Source organism: Flavicella sp., assembly GCF_029238425.1.
Lineage (GTDB): Bacteria > Bacteroidota > Bacteroidia > Flavobacteriales > Flavobacteriaceae > Flavicella.
The window spans coordinates 1-17,149 of record NZ_JAQWGB010000140.1; the positions used below are offsets into that span (position 1 = coordinate 1).

At 33.2% G+C, this 17,149-nt stretch carries 16 protein-coding genes; 3 read left to right on the plus strand and 13 right to left on the minus strand.

The window, feature by feature from the left end:
• Positions 1–11 precede the first annotated feature (11 nt).
• The 13 genes from P8H68_RS10260 to P8H68_RS10320 form a co-directional block, all read right to left on the minus strand.
• Positions 12–983: a transketolase C-terminal domain-containing protein gene (locus P8H68_RS10260; protein ID WP_300324488.1), complete on the minus strand. Its 972-nt coding sequence runs from the start codon at positions 981–983 to the stop codon at positions 12–14.
• A gap of 131 nt (positions 984–1,114) precedes the next feature.
• On the minus strand, positions 1,115–1,702 hold the full coding sequence (locus tag P8H68_RS10265) for a Maf family nucleotide pyrophosphatase (protein ID WP_300324491.1): 588 nt from the start codon (positions 1,700–1,702) through the stop codon (positions 1,115–1,117).
• Positions 1,703–1,704: 2 nt separating this feature from the next.
• Complete coding sequence (locus P8H68_RS10270) at positions 1,705–2,598, minus strand: geranylgeranylglycerol-phosphate geranylgeranyltransferase (RefSeq protein ID WP_300324494.1); 894 nt, start codon at positions 2,596–2,598, stop codon at positions 1,705–1,707.
• Complete coding sequence (gene smpB, locus P8H68_RS10275) at positions 2,599–3,054, minus strand: SsrA-binding protein SmpB (RefSeq protein WP_300324497.1); 456 nt, start codon at positions 3,052–3,054, stop codon at positions 2,599–2,601.
• A gap of 56 nt (positions 3,055–3,110) precedes the next feature.
• Positions 3,111–3,743: a hypothetical protein gene (locus P8H68_RS10280; RefSeq protein ID WP_300324500.1), complete on the minus strand. Its 633-nt coding sequence runs from the start codon at positions 3,741–3,743 to the stop codon at positions 3,111–3,113.
• A gap of 83 nt (positions 3,744–3,826) precedes the next feature.
• A complete protein-coding gene (locus P8H68_RS10285) occupies positions 3,827–5,584 on the minus strand; it encodes a hypothetical protein (protein ID WP_300324503.1) in 1,758 nt (585 codons plus the stop codon).
• A 245-nt stretch (positions 5,585–5,829) separates the two neighbouring features.
• On the minus strand, positions 5,830–6,996 hold the full coding sequence (locus P8H68_RS10290; protein WP_300324506.1) for a tetrahydrodipicolinate N-succinyltransferase N-terminal domain-containing protein: 1,167 nt from the start codon (positions 6,994–6,996) through the stop codon (positions 5,830–5,832).
• 88 nt (positions 6,997–7,084) lie between these two features.
• Complete coding sequence (locus P8H68_RS10295; protein ID WP_300324509.1) at positions 7,085–7,576, minus strand: acyl-CoA thioesterase; 492 nt, start codon at positions 7,574–7,576, stop codon at positions 7,085–7,087.
• 11 nt (positions 7,577–7,587) lie between these two features.
• Positions 7,588–8,508, minus strand: a complete 921-nt coding sequence (gene miaA / locus P8H68_RS10300; RefSeq protein ID WP_300324512.1) for a tRNA (adenosine(37)-N6)-dimethylallyltransferase MiaA — start codon at positions 8,506–8,508, stop codon at positions 7,588–7,590.
• 3 nt (positions 8,509–8,511) lie between these two features.
• Positions 8,512–9,330: an ion transporter gene (locus tag P8H68_RS10305; protein ID WP_300324515.1), complete on the minus strand. Its 819-nt coding sequence runs from the start codon at positions 9,328–9,330 to the stop codon at positions 8,512–8,514.
• 10 nt (positions 9,331–9,340) lie between these two features.
• Positions 9,341–10,426 (minus strand): exonuclease domain-containing protein, encoded by a 1,086-nt coding sequence (locus P8H68_RS10310; protein WP_300324518.1) that lies wholly within the window; start codon positions 10,424–10,426, stop codon positions 9,341–9,343.
• 24 nt (positions 10,427–10,450) lie between these two features.
• Positions 10,451–11,089: a YggS family pyridoxal phosphate-dependent enzyme gene (locus tag P8H68_RS10315; RefSeq protein WP_300324521.1), complete on the minus strand. Its 639-nt coding sequence runs from the start codon at positions 11,087–11,089 to the stop codon at positions 10,451–10,453.
• A gap of 98 nt (positions 11,090–11,187) precedes the next feature.
• Positions 11,188–12,048, minus strand: coding sequence for a helix-turn-helix domain-containing protein (locus tag P8H68_RS10320; RefSeq protein ID WP_300324524.1), 861 nt, complete (start codon positions 12,046–12,048; stop codon positions 11,188–11,190).
• 158 nt (positions 12,049–12,206) lie between these two features.
• Between P8H68_RS10320 and P8H68_RS10325 the strand changes: the two genes are divergently transcribed.
• The 3 genes from P8H68_RS10325 to P8H68_RS10335 form a co-directional block, all read left to right on the plus strand.
• Complete coding sequence (locus tag P8H68_RS10325) at positions 12,207–15,446, plus strand: DUF1553 domain-containing protein (protein ID WP_366144941.1); 3,240 nt, start codon at positions 12,207–12,209, stop codon at positions 15,444–15,446.
• A gap of 25 nt (positions 15,447–15,471) precedes the next feature.
• Positions 15,472–16,989 (plus strand): DUF1501 domain-containing protein, encoded by a 1,518-nt coding sequence (locus tag P8H68_RS10330; RefSeq protein ID WP_300324530.1) that lies wholly within the window; start codon positions 15,472–15,474, stop codon positions 16,987–16,989.
• A 29-nt stretch (positions 16,990–17,018) separates the two neighbouring features.
• On the plus strand, positions 17,019–17,149 hold a 131-nt coding region (locus P8H68_RS10335), incomplete at its 3' end, for a twin-arginine translocation signal domain-containing protein (RefSeq protein ID WP_300324533.1).

A 17,149-nucleotide genomic window follows, 5' to 3' on the forward strand; every position in this document is an offset into this window, starting at 1 on the left:
TGTAAATATAACTATTTTCTTTTGATCACTTTTTGAACAGCAGCAATAATTGCTTTGTCGTTCAATCCGTATTTTTCCATCAATTGAGCAGGAGTACCAGACTCACCAAAACTATCATTCACAGCAACAAATTCTTGAGGAATAGGGTTGTTCTTAGCTAAAACACCAGAGATACTTTCTCCTAAACCACCAATATAATTGTGCTCTTCAGCAGTAACAATACATCCTGTTTTTGCAACAGATTCTAATACTGCAGCCGCATCTAAAGGTTTTATCGTGTGCATGTTTAAAACTTCAGCAGAAATTCCAAGTTCTTCTAATTGCTCAGAGGCTTGTAAAGCTTCCCATACAAGATGTCCAGTCGCAACGATAGTTACATCAGCACCTTCAGTCAATTGAATTGCTTTTCCAATTACAAATTTATTTTCGTGCTCAGTTTCTGTATGTTTAGGCATGTAAATAGGCACTACAGGACGACCAAAACGTAAATAAACAGGGCCATCATGTTCAGCGATTGCAATAGTAGCCGCCTCAGTTTGGTTGTAATCACATGTGTTGATTACAGTCATACCTGGTAACATTTTCATCAAACCAATATCTTCTAAGATTTGGTGAGTCGCTCCATCTTCTCCTAAAGTTAAACCTGCGTGAGAAGCACAAATTTTTACATTTTTATCTGAATAAGCAACAGACTGACGAATTTGATCGTAAACTCTACCTGTAGAAAAGTTTGCAAAAGTACCTGTAAAAGGAATTTTACCACCAATAGTAAGACCTGCTGCAATTCCGATCATGTTTGCTTCTGCAATACCAATCTGGAAAAAACGCTCAGGGTTTTCTTCAATAAATTTATCCATTTTCAAAGAACCAATCAAATCAGCACATAATGCTACTACATTTGGGTTTGTTCTTCCTAATTCTGCTAAACCAGCTCCAAAACCAGAACGAGTATCTTTTTGCTCAGTAAAAGTGTATTTTTTCATTATATATTATCTACTATTAGTATGGCACAAAAGTAGTTATTTTTTATAGTTTTAAGAATTTTTATTTCCAACTTTTTCAAGACCATTTTAAGCCTTAGATTTCATCTTAAAAAATGAACAAAGGAAGGCGGTTAAAGTACTTTGTTTTTAAGGAAATCGTATAGTTTTGGTAGCGGTAATCCCATGACATTTGAATAATTTCCCTCTATTTTTTCCACGCCAATATATCCTAGCCATTCTTGGATTCCGTAACTACCTGCTTTGTCAAAAGGTTCGTAGGTGTCTATGTAAAAATTTATCTCTTCGTCAGTAAATTCTTTAAAATATACCTTAGTAATATCATGTATGGTATGTCTACTTTTTTTAGTTTTAAAACTGATGGAAGAAATAACTTCGTGGCTATGACCCGATAAGGATCGTAACATTTGAAAAGATTCTTCCTTGTTTTTTGGTTTTCCTAAAGCTTGGTCTTGAAACCAAACAATAGTGTCAGAGGTGATCACCAATTCGTTTTCTTTTAGAATGCTCTCAAACGGTTTGGCTTTTAGTTCCGATAGGAAGTTTGTGATTTCTTCTCTTTTTAATTTTGGATCGTAAATTTCTTCAACGTCAAATAATTTAACAGAAAATGGAATTTTTAAATCCTTGAAAAATTGCTGACGTCTAGGAGATCCAGAAGCAAGAATGATGGAGTATTTTTCAGTAAGTTTTTGTAACATATTTACGAAGTAATTATAATTAATAAGAACAAACCAGAGGCAAGTATAAGTTTTAGCAATTTGCTGATCTTTTCAAAATCCTTTTGATGCTTAGCGGAATATAATTTATAGAGGTAAAGAAAATAAGGAAAAGCGATAAAAATAAAATAGAAAATTTTTGTGCTTAGCTTTTGGTCTAAATTTCTCAATCCAAAATTTATGATTGGATATATGGGGAATAACGAAAGGACAAGTAACAGATTTATGGTTCTCTTGCTTCCTAAAAGAATGGGAAGCGTTTTCATATTTGCTTTAAAATCTCCCTTTTGATCTTCTAGATCTTTTACAATTTCTCTGAATAAATTCAGAAAGAAAGCAAAATAAGTGAACTGAATCGTCAAAAGAACCCCCCGATTTGTGTCGGAAATACTTGTTTCAAAATCAATCAATATAAACAGGGTAAAACCAATCAAACTTGCGATCACAATATTTCCAAGGAAAGCTATTTTTTTTAGACTGGCAGAGTAAAAGTATAATAAAAAAACAACCATTAGAAAGGTGAAAATATGATAAAATTTTCCTGTTAGAACGGATAATAGACTTCCAGAAATCACTCCTAAACAAGTACTTATAGCATACAGAAATTTTGCACTTTTTTTACTTATTTGATTTGGAATATAGACTTTATCTGGTTTATTGATTTTATCACAGTCGATATCAAATACATCGTTGATGATATATCCTCCAGCAGCAATACTAAGAATACTAAAAACAAGTAAATAAAACTGAAAATCAGATAAATTCTGAGTGGTATTAAAAAAAGTAAAAACCCTGTATTTAAAAAGGAATTGACAAAGAAGTATAAGCAATAAATTTTTCCATCGAATCATATGTAACCATAGAAAAACATGTTTCATCTAAAAGTTCTTTTTGATTCTCGCTAAATCTCTTTTGTTGTCTCTATCTTTTAAGGTATTTCTTTTATCATGTAGTTTTTTTCCTTTGCACAAGGCAATATTTAGTTTCGCCCAGCCCTTATCAGTGATAAATAATTTTAAAGGAACGATAGTCAAACCAACATTTTTAACTTGTTTCTCTAGTTTTTTTAACTCCTTTTTATTTAATAATAATCGGCGAGAACTTTTTGGATTGTGGTTGTAAGAATGACCATAGGTGTATTCCTCAATATACATATTGATAACAAAGAGCTCTAACTGTTCATTAAATTCACAGAAGCTTTCTGTTATTCTAGCTTTACTTTGGCGTATGGATTTAATTTCCGTACCGGTTAACTGAATTCCTGCAGTATAGGTGTCCAGTATTTCATACTCAAAGCGTGCTTTTTTGTTTTGTATATTGATGTTCTTTTGCATGGTTTTGCAAATGTAATTAATATCTAAGGAATATGAATGTACTTATTTTAAAAAGCTTATTCGTTCGAAGTTTTTAATTTTTGAACTTCCTTTAAAGAAATCACTTTTTTTTCTTTAGGCTTGCAATCAAAAGTTTTCTTTAATGTTTTTGAGGGGGCGTAAAAATTAAAAATTATAGAATTGTTTTTTTCAGAGATAAACAAACTATTTTTTTTAGCATCCATAATTTGATATCTCTTGTTGGTCAGCTGATTCCCAAACTTTTCAACACTATATCTTTTAAGGATGCTTTTTTCTTTTTTATCTAAGTTGGTGAATACATAATTGAAAAGCACCAATTTATTTTTATGAAAGATGACACTACAACGGGTTCCTATACCGGCAATTTTCGCTTTAAAAACAAAGCTTTTGATTTTCGGGTTTTTATAGGATATTTCACTGTACTTGGGGCGTCCCAGTAGGTTTATAAACTCTGAGGAAGTAGTTTTAAAGTCTATAAAGTTATTGAATCTGAGCTCGTTAGGAGAAAGAAGAACTAATTCGTCTTGCTTAAAGTTTTTTTTGAAAAACTCTAAATCAAATTCTTTAGTGAAATTTCTGTAGAAGGTTTGCTTTTTCTCAAAGTCATCCATAAACATAGCTTTTACAGCCAAAAGCAAGCGATTTTTACTACGTTTATTAGGTTTCATATATAATTCTTAGGGGAGACCAAATATAAAAAAAAACCATCAGTAATGAAACTGATGGTTTATATAATAATACTATTATTTTTTTAGAATGTCTGTAGTTTCCCTTCTAAGGTAGAGAATGAGCTAATAAATTCAGCATCTTTAAAAATTGATTTATAATATAAAATTCCTTCATTCAGATTCGTAGAAAACTTATTCAGGTATTTTTCTTGTTTTTTATCAGGACTGATCTTGAACTGTTCAATTTTTTCATTGAAATATTGGACATACATTTCCAACTCTTTCACAAACATATTAGGTCTGCTAATAGGAGTTAAATTTGCTGCTTGTCCATAGATATGTTGCACCATGTTTTTTAACGATACTTTTTTGTCAAAGTAGGCAATATTTGGGCCAGGACATACCAGGACTCCCGCTTTTTTGTCTTTAGAATCTATATCATGTTCAATCAAACCAGCATTTGCTAACCCAATGCATAAACAAGATTTTTCTGTGATTTTTTTAAATTTATCTTTGTATTGCGCTGTGCTTAAATCCTCTGATTTTAATTTTTCAATTTCCGCATTTTGAAATTTTTGCGATGCGGTACAAATAGATTTTCCATTTTCGTCTCTATTTAAAGCCAAGAATTTTTTTGGACATGGACTTCCTATATTGTCATTTTCTAACTTAGAAAGTTTATAGGCATCATTTGAAACTCCTTTGACACTATTAAAAGGTACACCTAAAGGAGAAATATTACTTAAATAAAGATCTTCTTCTTTGGCTTTAGATAATACGTTTAGCGTATCTGGATCTACCGTAGTTGCCTCAGGCACTAACAAAAATGGAGATCCCCAACCCACTGAATTTACATCATAGTTGTCTAACAAAAATTGATGTTCTTTGGCTGTCCCCACACCTCCTTGTACGGTGATTTCAATATCCAAAGGTTGAGAAGGAACATGTTTGCCTTTGGCCTCAAGAGCCGCTTTATACGTTTCAAAAGTATTCTCGATCAAACTTTGTTTGTTTTCAGTAAAGGTGTCTAAAATAGGACCTAATAATAATCCTTCTGTTGCAAAGGCATGACCACCACAGTTTAATCCAGATTCAATTCGATATTCCGAGACCCATAATCCTTTTTTTGCAAAAAACATTCCCTGAATGGTAGCCGATCTATAATCGCTTACTTTTAAGATGATTTTTTTATTTAGTTGCTCTTGTTCATTTGGGTAAAAATCTTCAAACTGTTCAAAATAACTATACAGTCTTGGATTCATTCCTGCTGATAATACAATGGATGATTTTAAGGTGCTTTCTGCAAAACCTTTTAAAGCAGTGTGCGCATCATTGTAATGGGAGGGAAGTGCTTCATTTTTATGCATACGCCCATTATCCAATTTGGTCATGATATTTACATCAATGTTTCCAGGAACTAAATTTTCTTGAATCCATTTTTGAATCACTTCTTTTGGTGTGTTATTTTCAACCATCTGCAAAAGACTTTTCTTGACTTCAGAAATATCAGGTAATAGCTCTAGGTAATTGTCTAGGGCTTCCTTTTTTTCTGTCAAGGATAATTTAAAGTCATGAAACTTTTGTTTCACAATCATATCCATATTGTTTAGATAAGAGGTGATTCTATTTGATCTGGCCTCAGGGTCTTTGGTTGAATATTTTTTAAAGGGTAAACTGTATTTTTCACTATAAAAAGAATTCATATTTTCTATCAGTATGTCATCAACAATTGAAACAACTGATGAGATTCCATACTTAGCAATTTTTATAGGGCTATCAACAGTAAACGCTAAACCCATCACAGGTATGTGAAATGAGTGTGTAGATGTTTTCTTAGTCATTATTTAAGTTCTTTAAATTTGTACAAAGTTGCTTGAATAATGAAATTTATTCTATGATAATTATCATGGAATAAATTGAAAAATAGAATACCAACAAGTTCATAACATGAATATTATCATGTTTTTGATTTAAATAAAATCGTATCTTTAAAAAGCTAAATCAAATTATGGGTTTTTTGTTGTGAAAAAGGAAAAGCCACGCTAAATAGTTAGTGTGGCTTTTTTTATTTATTGAGTTGTTTCAATTAATCGTTAGAAGTATGAAGACTTTCATTCAATTCAATTGTTTTAGGGTTTGGTCTACAAACTAAGTGACCATTCGTGCTATCAACTAAGAATAATAATTTATCCTTACCGTTCAATTGAGCACCCTTTACAATATTTTGTCCTTCTTCAACAGCAGTACCATTGATGTCAATAGGTTTTTTATTTTCGTCGTATAACCATACTTTAGCAGCCGCTGTTACATAAACCCCTGCAGCGATTGTACATCCAAATCCAAGAGAAATTCCTGTTCCAGAGTTCGCACCTAACAAACATTTATCACCAATTGAGATTACATTTTTGTTTCCTCCAGATAAAGTTCCCATAATAGAAACTCCACCACCTAAATCAGAATTATGTCCAACAACAACTCCTCCAGAAACTCTTCCTTCAATCATTGCGTTTCCTAAAGTACCTGCGTTAAAATTGATATAACCAGCCGGCATTACAGTTGTTCCTTCAGCAGCGTGTGCTCCAAGTCTAACCTGTGACGCAGAAGCAATTCTTACTCCATTCGGTACATGGTAATCTACCATATATGGAAATTTGTCTACATGCGTTACATTTAAGCTTTCTCCTTTAAAAGTAGCTTTTATTCTTTCTTCGCTTAAATCCTCTGGTAATATTGGTCCTTGGTTGGTCCAAGCTATATTGTTTAATTTCCCAAAAACTCCCTCTAATGACAAACCATGTGGCTTCACATGTAATTGAGATAAACACTGCAATTTAAAGTATGCCTCCACAGCATTTTCTACTGCTGTATCTTTATCGAATAAGAAATATGCAACAACATCAATTTCTTGGTATCCTTCTGGTTGGTTATAGTTGTCTAATAATTGTTTGATTAAAACAATATTCGGGTGTTTTTCAATTTCAGCATGAAAGGCAGCAAAATTATCAAATGCTTTTTGTAACTGATCTTTAGAAACAGACACAAATCCATTTTCTGAAGCAGTATACCCTGTAACATCTTGCAACAAAGCTGCAGTACCAAAGGCAGCATCCCAATTGATTGATGGGAAATTTACATCTAAAGTTTTTTCTCCTTTTGATTTTCTAATTCCTAATCCAAAAGCTAAAGGTTTAGCATATCCTTCTTTTGAAGTTATATCTTGTACGTATTCTTTAAAATTTTCTACAGTATTCATTTTGAAATCTTTTGTTTTATCAAGCGCAAATATACTTAAAACTTAGACATTTTATTCCTTGAAAACCGTAATTTTAAAGGAGTGAAGTTTATTTTCTTTTTTGTTGAGATCGAAAGAATATTTCTCTTGCTTCAAATGTTTTTTGAGGAATCTCTAGCAAAACCTCTGTAAAAATTTTCGAATATTTTTCTTCATGCAATTCTACCTTGTTCTTTCTTAGGTTAAAGGGAACAAAAGAAAACCAAGCAATAGATTTTAAGATGCTTTTATCTGCATTAAACATTCGCATTTCAACCTGTAAATGTTTCGGGGAGTGTCCAATAAGTTGTGATTCTATAACAACCGTTTCCATAGTAAATACGGGCTTGATGTAGCTTACTTGGTTATTAGCCACCACCCAGCCCAAACCTTCTTCTTTGATGATTTTAAATAAATCAATTCCGTAGTTTTCTAAAACTTGGTCTTCACGGGCATTGATATAGTAATCCACATATCTTCCATTATTCAAGTGATTGAAAGGGTCACAATCTTGAAATCTTATTTTTTTTGAACTTTCAATAATTTTAGGTAGTTGTGACATGATATGGTTGTTTAGGGATTTGGCAGAATAAGTTTTTCCGATATTTTTTCAAATATTTGATTGGCCTCTGTAAGGTAATCAAACCAAATGGTTTCTGTATCTTTTTTAAACCAGGTAATTTGTCTTTTGGCAAATCTTCGTGTGTTTTTTTTAATTTCTGATATGGCAAACTCTAAAGTAAATTCATCATCAAAATAAGAAAATAACTCTCTGTAGCCAACCGTCTGCAATGCATTGAGTTCTTTGTTTGGATAAACTGCCTTAGCCTCATCTAAAAGACCTTCTTTTACCATAATATCTACGCGTCGATTGATTCTATCATAGATAATTTCGCGATCCGCTTTGATTCCAACTTTTATACTATTGAAATTTCTTGGTTCTTTAGGCTTGTTTTTAAATGAAGAATAGGTAGTTCCACTTCCTATACAAACTTCCAATGCTCTAATAACTCTATGAGGATTGTCGATAGCAATTGATTTGAAAGTCTCAGGATCCAATTCTTTAAGTCTTTCCTGGAGAGAACTAATACCATTTTCTTCAAGATCTAGGTTCAATTGTTTTCGAATGTCAGGATTTATTTCTGGAAAGTAATCAAGTCCTTTTAAAACGGCATCTACATACAAACCGCTACCGCCAACCATAATTACCACATTATGACTTTGGAATAATTCATTTAATTTTTCTAAGGCATCTCTTTCAAATTGACCAACATTATAATCGTCAAAAATAGATCTATCCTGAATAAAGTAATGTGGGGCTTGTGCTTGCTCTTCTTTGGTAGGAACCGCGGTACCTATAGTCGTTTCTTTGTAAAATTGTCTAGAATCACAAGAAATTATAGGTGCATTGTATTGCTTGGCTAATTTGATACTTAAAGCTGTTTTACCAATAGCAGTAGGACCTACAACAGTGATTAGATTTTTGGTATTCATAAATTAAAATTTATCTCCACAGTTATGACAGAATTTTGCATTGTCATTGTGCTTTTCAGTACCACAAGTTTCGCAAGTTTTTGTGTTGGTATGTGTTCTTTTAAATTGTGCTGTGTATTCTGCAGATACAATTCCCGTAGGAACTGCAATAATTCCATATCCTAATATCATTACGATAGAAGCAATAAATTGTCCAAGAGTAGTAACAGGGGCAATGTCTCCATATCCAACTGTGGTTAAGGTAACAATCGTCCAATAAACACTTCTTGGTATGCTAATGAAACCACTGTCTTCACCTGCTTCTACGATATACATAATGCTACCTAAAATCAAGCAGATAACAACTACGGCAAATACAAAAACGGTTATTTTTGCTTTACTTGCTCTTAAGGCCTCTAAAAGTCGGTTGGATTCCCCTAAGTATCTTGTGATTTTTAAAACTCTAAAAATCCGTAACAATCTAAGAGATCTTAAAACAATCAAGGCATGAGCACCTCCAAAAATTAATGACAAATATTTTGGGATGGTAGATAATAAATCAATAATACCATAATAACTAAAAATATAGTGCTTAGGTTTTTTAATGGAAATGATCCTTAGAATGTATTCTATGGTGAATAACACTGTAATAACCCATTCAGAAATATCAAAAATTAAATTGTATTTCTCGTTGATAGAAGGAACACTTTCTAACATGACAAGTACAATACTCGTAAAAATGGTGACAAGCAAAAGTACATCAAACAGCTTTCCTGTCGGAGTGTCGGCTTCATAGATAACTTCATGAAGTTTAGATTTCCAAGTATGTTTTTGTGTACTCATTTTTTAGTTGTTAAAAGCGAACTATTTTTTCAGGTCTACCTTTCTCTAAAAATTTCTTAGTGATATAGCGTGTTGTTAGATTGTCTATGATAGGACTGATCATGGTTTTTACGATATCAATATTTTCAATTTGATGTGCTAAATCTATATAAGCAGAACCCGATATTTGATTATCTTCTATAAGCAATACTGATTTTTCATTTACATGCCTTCCTTTGTTGATCAACATCATATTGTCATTGTTAAAAACAACGGTAGGAATGTTTTTTCTTCTTTTGGTATTGTACCTCGGTTTATGTTTTTTATTGGCTTCAATAAATTTAAGATCCGCTATCAATTCGTTTCCGGTTTCTTCAGAGGTAATAGAGTATGTTTGTTTTAAAAGGTTTTTTGTTTTTTTAGAAGTTCTTAAAAACAGTTGATTGATCCCTTTTTGGATGTTTTTATTTTTACCGACATATAAAACAGTTCCCGATGCATCGTGAATGAAAAATAATCCAGTAGTACTAGGTGTTTTTTCTATATGATCTAAAATCTTAGTAGGGATCACCACTTCTTTATCGGCAATCACTTTGATAGAACTTTTGGTGATGTTTTTTTCTAAATCTTTATCCAGTAATAATTTAAAAAGTTTAACAGTCGCCAAAGCATCGCCACTAGCTCTATGCCTATCATTCATTGGGATTCCTAGTGATTTACATAGTTTCCCTAAGCTATACGAAGGCATGTCAGGAATCAATTCCTTGCTCAATTCTACTGTACATAGGGTTTCTCTAAAAAAATCATAACCTAAACGTCCAAATTCAGTTCTGATAATTCTGTAATCAAAAGAAGTGTTGTGCGCTATAAAAACACAATCTTGTGTGATTTCTATAATTCGTTTGGCTACTTCGTGGAATTTTGGAGCAGTCCTAACCATTTTTTCTGTGATTCCAGTTAGATTTACTACGAAAGGTTGAATAGGTCTTTCAGGGTTGACCAAACTAATAAATTGATCAACAATTTCATGTCCATCAAACCTGTAGATAGCAACCTCTGTAATACCTTCTTCGTTAAATTTACCTCCAGTTGTTTCTATATCTATAATTGCGTACATGTAAGTTGTTTACTGATGATAAAATTATAATCTTGATCCAAAAATAGCGCTTCCAACACGTACCATAGTACTGCCTTCTTCAATAGCTAATTTGTAATCTCCGCTCATACCCATAGACAATGTAGTCAATTTTGTCTTGTCAAAAAACATTTTTAAGGATTTAAATTCTTCCCTCACTTGATTTTGGTTTTCGGTAAAACTCGCCATTCCCATAAGCCCGACAATTTTGATGTTTTCTAACAACAAAAATTCTTGTGAATTGAGAATGGATTCAATTTCTTCAAAGTTCAAACCAAATTTGGTGCTTTCTGTGGCTATTTTTGCTTGCAACAAACAATCTATAATTCTATCCTGTTTTTTTGCTTGCTTGTTGATTTCTTTTAAAGTAGAGAAACTATCAACACCATGTATCAAACTTACAAAAGGGGCAATATATTTTACCTTGTTTTTTTGTAAATGTCCGATCAAATGCCATTGAATGTCTTTAGGGAGAGCAGTAGCTTTTTCTACCATTTCTTGCACCTTGTTTTCGCCAAAAACTCGTTGACCAGCAGCATAAGCTTCTTCAATAAATGCATTTGGTTTTGTTTTAGAAACAGCTACTAGGGTTACCTTTTCTGGAATAGAATTAGATATTATCCTTAAATTCTCTTTTATAGACATTATAATATGCTTTGAAATACAATTTTCTGCAAATATAGTTGATTATTATTGTTTTTAAAGTCGAGCTACTTTTTAATCTATTTCAAGATAATTATGTTTTAAGAGTTGTTCCTTCTGAAATAGGCGGGTGTAGTTCCTGTAATTTTTTTAAAAGTTTTTGAAAAATAGGAAATATTCTCAAAGCCTGTTCTTTCCGCAATTTCTTTTAAGGGTTTTTCTGTGGTTAACAGTAAAAATTGTGCTCGCTCTATTCGTATGGTATTGATATAAGTAATGGGGCGCTTGCCATATTTCTCATTGAATATTCTAGAGAAATAATCCGGATTTAAATGACAGTATGCAGCCAAATGGTTCACGCTAAGTGGTTCCTGAATATGAGAGTTGATGTAACGTAATATTTGGTTGAAATTTTTATTGGTGTTTTTTTCAGAAATTGTTTTTTTTCCTTTTATAAATCGAGCTATCAAGATGGATAAAATACCTTTGGTTTCGATGTAATCTGAATCTGTTATTTGATTGTTTTCTTTAAAAAAATCTGCTGGTGATAAACTGTGTTTTAAAATTTGAGGATTGCTATTGATTAATTCTCTGTTGGGGTTGATTTCTATAAGACGTTCAAATAAATATAAATCGTGTTCTGAGGCTTTGGCCTGATAAATAAAATCGTTTTGATCATAAATGGACATTCCTTCTCCAAGCTCTTCAAAGAATGATAAATAAATTTGCTCGTGATAATTGTCACAATAATAATTACTAGGAGTAAAACTAGGGACCAAATAAATATGTCCTGGCATCAACTGAAACACCTTATTGTTATGGTACACATTGGCATGCCCTTCGGTAATGTAGTACATTCTTGAAAATGGACTAATTACATTTTTATAATCCCACTGAGTATCTAGTTTAACTTTGGCTGTATTTAGTAGTGTTAGCTGTAAGGCTTGTAATTTTTTTTTCATCTGAAAATTCTAAGTTTTTCTTTGAAACCTGATAAATATCCTAGTTTGTCTAGTCCAAATATAGTAAAAAGTCGGATTTGTCTATTTTTTTGTCAGATATATTTACGCGAATTTTATGGAATCAAAGGTATTTTTGTAATTTACTTATTAAACCAATGATGAAAATAAATTTAACAAGCCTTGTGATTATTATAGTATCCTTAGTTTCTTGTGGTCCGGATTTGCCGGAAGCAGTTTCTGAAGAATACAAATCGTTAAGTAATAAATTAGATTACAATATAGATGTAAAGCCCATATTGTCGGATAAGTGTTTTTTATGTCACGGTCCTGATAAAGGAAAAATATCGGCTGGATTACAATTGCATAGTTCTGAATTTTCGTATGCTGAACTTCCAGAGAGTCCAGGGAAATTTGCAATAGTTCCAAAATCTTCAAGCAAAAGTGAATTGGTCGCTAGGATTTTATCAGAAGATTCTAAAACAATCATGCCAACACCTGAATCACATCTTTCTTTGACAGCGAAAGAAAAAGCAATACTTGTCAAATGGATAGATCAAGGAGCGGAATACAAAGATCATTGGGCGTTTGTAAAACCTCAGTTAGCAGAGGTACCCAAGGTGAATGGGGATCCGGTGAATGCTGTGGATAATTTTATCTATGAAAAATTAGAAGCGTTAAAACTAAAACCAGCGGCAAAAGCTGATAAGGAAATTTTATTAAGAAGAGCTTCTTTCGACTTGATAGGATTACCTCCAACTGAAGAAGAGATTGAAACATTTGTATCGGATACTTCGGAAAACGCTTTTGAAAAACAGATAGATAGATTATTGGCTTCTCCGCATTATGGAGAACGTATGACTCTAGATTGGATGGATGTTGCAAGATATGCTGATACCCATGGTTATAGTAATGATAGATATAGAGATACATCACCTTGGAGAGACTGGGTAATTAAAGCCTTTAATGAGAATATGCCCTATGATCAATTTGTGACTTGGCAATTGGCGGGTGATTTGTTAGAGAATGCAACAAGAGAACAGCGTTTGGCAACTACATTTAATAGGCTACACCCACAAAATTTAGAAGGTGGAATTATTGACGAAGAGTTTAGATCAGAATATGTTGCTGATAGAACCGCTACAGTAAGTCAAGGTTTATTAGGACTGTCATATGCTTGTGCAAAATGCCATGACCATAAATATGATCCTATCTCGCAGAAAGACTATTATGAAATGTATAGTTTTTTTAATAGTATAGATGAAACTGGCTTGATTCCTTGGGATAATGCAACACCTGTACCAGCCATGATGTTACCAACTAAAAAACAGGAAGAGGTTTTGGCATACTTGGAAACTATGGTTGATAAAACTGTGGAAACAACAGAGGACGTTAAGAAGAAGGAGCTTAAGAAATCGGAGAAATGGTTGGCAACGAATCAACATAAATCAATACCAATAACTGAGAGACCTTCAAACCTTATTGCTGAATTTAATTTTAACTCTAAAAAATTAGTGAATAAAGTTGGTGGAAACGGTAAAAATAACATTCAAATGCGTCAGCAATTTGTGAAGAAAGAGCCTGTTGTTTTACATCAAGGTAAAAGAGGAAAAGGATTGGCTTTGAATGGAGATACTTGGTTGGATTTGGATAAAATAGGAATCTTTCAACGAAACCAACCTTTTAGTATAGGAATTGAGGTTTTTGTGCCTAAAAATTTGGAAACAGGGGTGATCTTTCATAAAATGAATAGTCCAGAGTTACATAGCTTTAGAGGATATCACTTGAAAATAAAGGATAATAAATTAGAGGCTTTGTTAGCCCACGTTTATCCAGACAATGCTATCGTAATAGAATCTTTAAATGAAATTCCAAAAGAAGAATGGGTGCAGGTTACGATGACCTATGATGGATCGAGTAAGGCAGAAGGATTGTGTATTTATATGAATGGTAAAAAGCAAGAAACTACAACTTCTTTTGATAATTTATATAAGGATATAATTTTTCATGGGTTAAGATTATACGGAAAAAAGAGTCCAAAATTAGAGCCTGGGTTGCGTGTTGGAGCTGTATGGAGAGGAAAAGGAATTGGAGGAGCAACTGTAGATGATTTGTTGGTTTTTGATAAGGAGTTGAGCGCAATTGAAGTCATGCAAATAGCAGACACGAAAGGCTTGGATGTATTAAAGAATAAGTCGGTTAAGGATCTAAATACCATAGAGAAAAAAGAATTTTCGGAGTATTATCTATCAGCCAAATCTAAACCCTATGGGAAAGCTTTGAAAAAGCTAGAAAAGGAACGCCTGGTATTGGTAGATAGCATGAATAATGTACAGCAAATTATGGTCATGAAGGAGAGAAAAACTCCTAGACAAGCTCATATTTTGGATAGAGGTAATTATGATTCTCCAACAGAAAAAGTATATCCTAATGCGCCGGAAGGTATTTTCCCTATGGCAGAATCTTTACCTAAAAACAGACTAGGATTGGCCAAATGGATTACAGATGCAGAGAATCCTTTAACTGCTAGAGTTACTGTAAATAGATATTGGCAAAATTTATTTGGAAGAGGAATTGTAAATACCTCAGAAGACTTTGGAAATCAAGGAGAAATACCAAGTCATTTGAAGTTGTTAGATTGGTTGGCGGTTACGTTTGTAGAGTCTGGTTGGGATGTGAAAGCTTTACATAAAACGATGATGTTGTCAAATACCTATCAACAAAGCTCAGTTGTTTCTAAGGAATTACTTGAGTTTGACGACCAAAACAAATGGTTGGCTCGTGGTCCTGCAACACGGCTTTCAGGAGAAATGCTAAGAGATAATGCACTATTTGCATCTGGATTGCTTGACGCTGAAATAGGAGGTAAAAGTGTACGACCATATCAGCCAAACGGATTGTGGAAAGTAAATGGAGATACTTATGTAAGGGATGGATTAGAAGGGCTTTATAGAAGAAGTATGTATACTATTTGGAAGCGTACGGTACCAAATCCAACCATTGCAACTTTTGATGCACCTACGAGAGATTTGTGTTCTTCAAGAAGACAAAAAACCAATACTCCCTTGCAAGCCTTGGTTATATTAAATGACCCAACTTATGTGGAGGCTTCTCGTGTATTAGGAAAGCATATGGTGGATACTGGTGATATTAAAACTGGAATTCAATCGGTGTTTAGAAAATTAACAGGAAGAAGCATTACTGAAAAAGAATTAGAGGTACTTTCAAAATTACAAGAAACTGAATATGCGAAATTCAAGAAGAATCTTGATAAAACAAAAGGTTGGTTAAATACGGGTGAATTTAAAATTTCAAATTCAGATGACAAAGCCTTGGTTGCAGCAAATGCGGTTGTTGCAAGTACCATTATGAATTCAGACGCAAGTATTACTAAAAGATAATTTTTTATTTCTAAAAAAGAACAATATGTGTGATAATCATGAACATAGTAAATTAAGATCTAACAATAGAGATTTACAAGAAATAGAGAAACAAGTAGATAGAAGACATTTTTTAAAGAAAACCTCTCTAGGATTAGGAGCTTTGGCTTTTAGTAGCTTAATGGGGGCGGATAAAGTATGGTCTTCTGTCAATAAAGCCAAATCTGACGAAGAGTTATTAAAAGCCTTTAATCAAAACAATTTGGGGTTGCCGCATCATTTGCCTAAGGCAAAGCGAATTATTTATTTATTTCAAAGTGGTGGGCCTTCTCAGTTAGATTTATTTGACTACAAACCAAAGCTAACGGATATGTTTGGTAAAGAATTGCCGGATTCGGTTATCGCAGGTCAACGTTTGACAGGGATGAGTGGAAGTCAAAGTACTTTGCCCATTGCACCTTCTTCGTTAAAGTTTAAACAATATGGTGAATCTAGAGCTTGGGTAAGTGAAGCCATGCCTTATTTATCTGAAGTGGTTGATGATATTTGCTTTATCAAAGGAATGCAAACAGATCAGATCAATCATACGCCCGCTATTACCTTTATGCAAACAGGACATCAGTTACCTGGAAGACCAGCTATAGGTTCTTGGTTGAGTTATGGATTGGGATCCGATAACGAAAATCTGCCAACTTTTATTACATTGGTGTCTAAGAATGGAAAAGGTCAGCCCTTGAAATCAAGTCTTTGGGGGAATGGTTTTTTGCCTACAGAACATCAAGGTGTGCAATTTAGATCAGGAAAGGATCCTGTGTTGTTCTTGAGTGATCCTGAAAACTATGATGGACATGATAGAAGACATATGTTGGATTATTTAAATAATTTAAATGATTTGCAAAGCGATGCTTATGGTGATCCAGAAATTCAGGCGAGAATGTCACAATATGAAATGGCATTTAAAATGCAGACTTCAGTACCAGAGGTAACGGATTTGTCGGATGAACCCGATTATATGTTTGATTTGTATGGAAAAGATAGTAGAGATCCAGGAACATATGCCGCCAATTGTTTAATGGCGCGTAAATTATTGGAAAAAGGTGTGAAATTTGTACAACTGTATCACCAAGGTTGGGATCAACATGGGTATTGTCCAGGAGGAGTGAAAGGAAATTCAAAGAAAACTGACCAGGCCAATGCGGCATTGATAAAGGATTTAAAACAACGTGGTATGTTTGAAGATACTTTGATTGTATGGGGTGGAGAGTTTGGAAGAACGGTATATTCTCAAGGGCAATTAACAAAAACAAATTATGGACGAGATCATCATCCGAAAGCATTTACAATGTGGATGGCAGGTGCCGGTGTTAAACCAGGATTTAGTTATGGTGAGACAGATGATTTTAGTTATAATGTAGTGAAAGACCCTGTACATGTGCATGATTTTCATGCGACTCTCATGCATTTGTTTGGAGTAGATCATGAAAAACTTACCTTCAAGCATCAAGGTAGACGTTATAGATTGACGGATGTTCATGGAAATGTTGTAAATGATTTATTAGCTTAAAAACAAACCAAAAACCTAAACCAAGATACATGAAAACTTCAAGAAGAAATTTTATTAAAAAATCTAGTTTGGCAGGTGTAGCGTTAGCTTCAGTGCCATCCTTTGGATTTCATATGATTAAAAATCCTATAGAAAAAGAAACAATTTTAGGACATGGTGA

What these genes read in the sequence shown, in the direction of transcription:
- P8H68_RS10260 (WP_300324488.1), bottom strand. Translation starts at nt 983, where the DNA reads ATGAAAAAATACACTTTTACTGAGCAAAAAGATACTCGTTCTGGTTTT.
- P8H68_RS10265 (WP_300324491.1), bottom strand. Translation starts at nt 1,702, where the DNA reads ATGTTACAAAAACTTACTGAAAAATACTCCATCATTCTTGCTTCTGGA.
- P8H68_RS10270 (WP_300324494.1), bottom strand. Translation starts at nt 2,598, where the DNA reads ATGAAACATGTTTTTCTATGGTTACATATGATTCGATGGAAAAATTTA.
- smpB (WP_300324497.1), bottom strand. Translation starts at nt 3,054, where the DNA reads ATGCAAAAGAACATCAATATACAAAACAAAAAAGCACGCTTTGAGTAT.
- P8H68_RS10280 (WP_300324500.1), bottom strand. Translation starts at nt 3,743, where the DNA reads ATGAAACCTAATAAACGTAGTAAAAATCGCTTGCTTTTGGCTGTAAAA.
- P8H68_RS10285 (WP_300324503.1), bottom strand. Translation starts at nt 5,584, where the DNA reads ATGACTAAGAAAACATCTACACACTCATTTCACATACCTGTGATGGGT.
- P8H68_RS10290 (WP_300324506.1), bottom strand. Translation starts at nt 6,996, where the DNA reads ATGAATACTGTAGAAAATTTTAAAGAATACGTACAAGATATAACTTCA.
- P8H68_RS10295 (WP_300324509.1), bottom strand. Translation starts at nt 7,576, where the DNA reads ATGTCACAACTACCTAAAATTATTGAAAGTTCAAAAAAAATAAGATTT.
- miaA (WP_300324512.1), bottom strand. Translation starts at nt 8,508, where the DNA reads ATGAATACCAAAAATCTAATCACTGTTGTAGGTCCTACTGCTATTGGT.
- P8H68_RS10305 (WP_300324515.1), bottom strand. Translation starts at nt 9,330, where the DNA reads ATGAGTACACAAAAACATACTTGGAAATCTAAACTTCATGAAGTTATC.
- P8H68_RS10310 (WP_300324518.1), bottom strand. Translation starts at nt 10,426, where the DNA reads ATGTACGCAATTATAGATATAGAAACAACTGGAGGTAAATTTAACGAA.
- P8H68_RS10315 (WP_300324521.1), bottom strand. Translation starts at nt 11,089, where the DNA reads ATGTCTATAAAAGAGAATTTAAGGATAATATCTAATTCTATTCCAGAA.
- P8H68_RS10320 (WP_300324524.1), bottom strand. Translation starts at nt 12,048, where the DNA reads ATGAAAAAAAAATTACAAGCCTTACAGCTAACACTACTAAATACAGCC.
- P8H68_RS10325 (WP_366144941.1), top strand. Translation starts at nt 12,207, where the DNA reads ATGAAAATAAATTTAACAAGCCTTGTGATTATTATAGTATCCTTAGTT.
- P8H68_RS10330 (WP_300324530.1), top strand. Translation starts at nt 15,472, where the DNA reads ATGTGTGATAATCATGAACATAGTAAATTAAGATCTAACAATAGAGAT.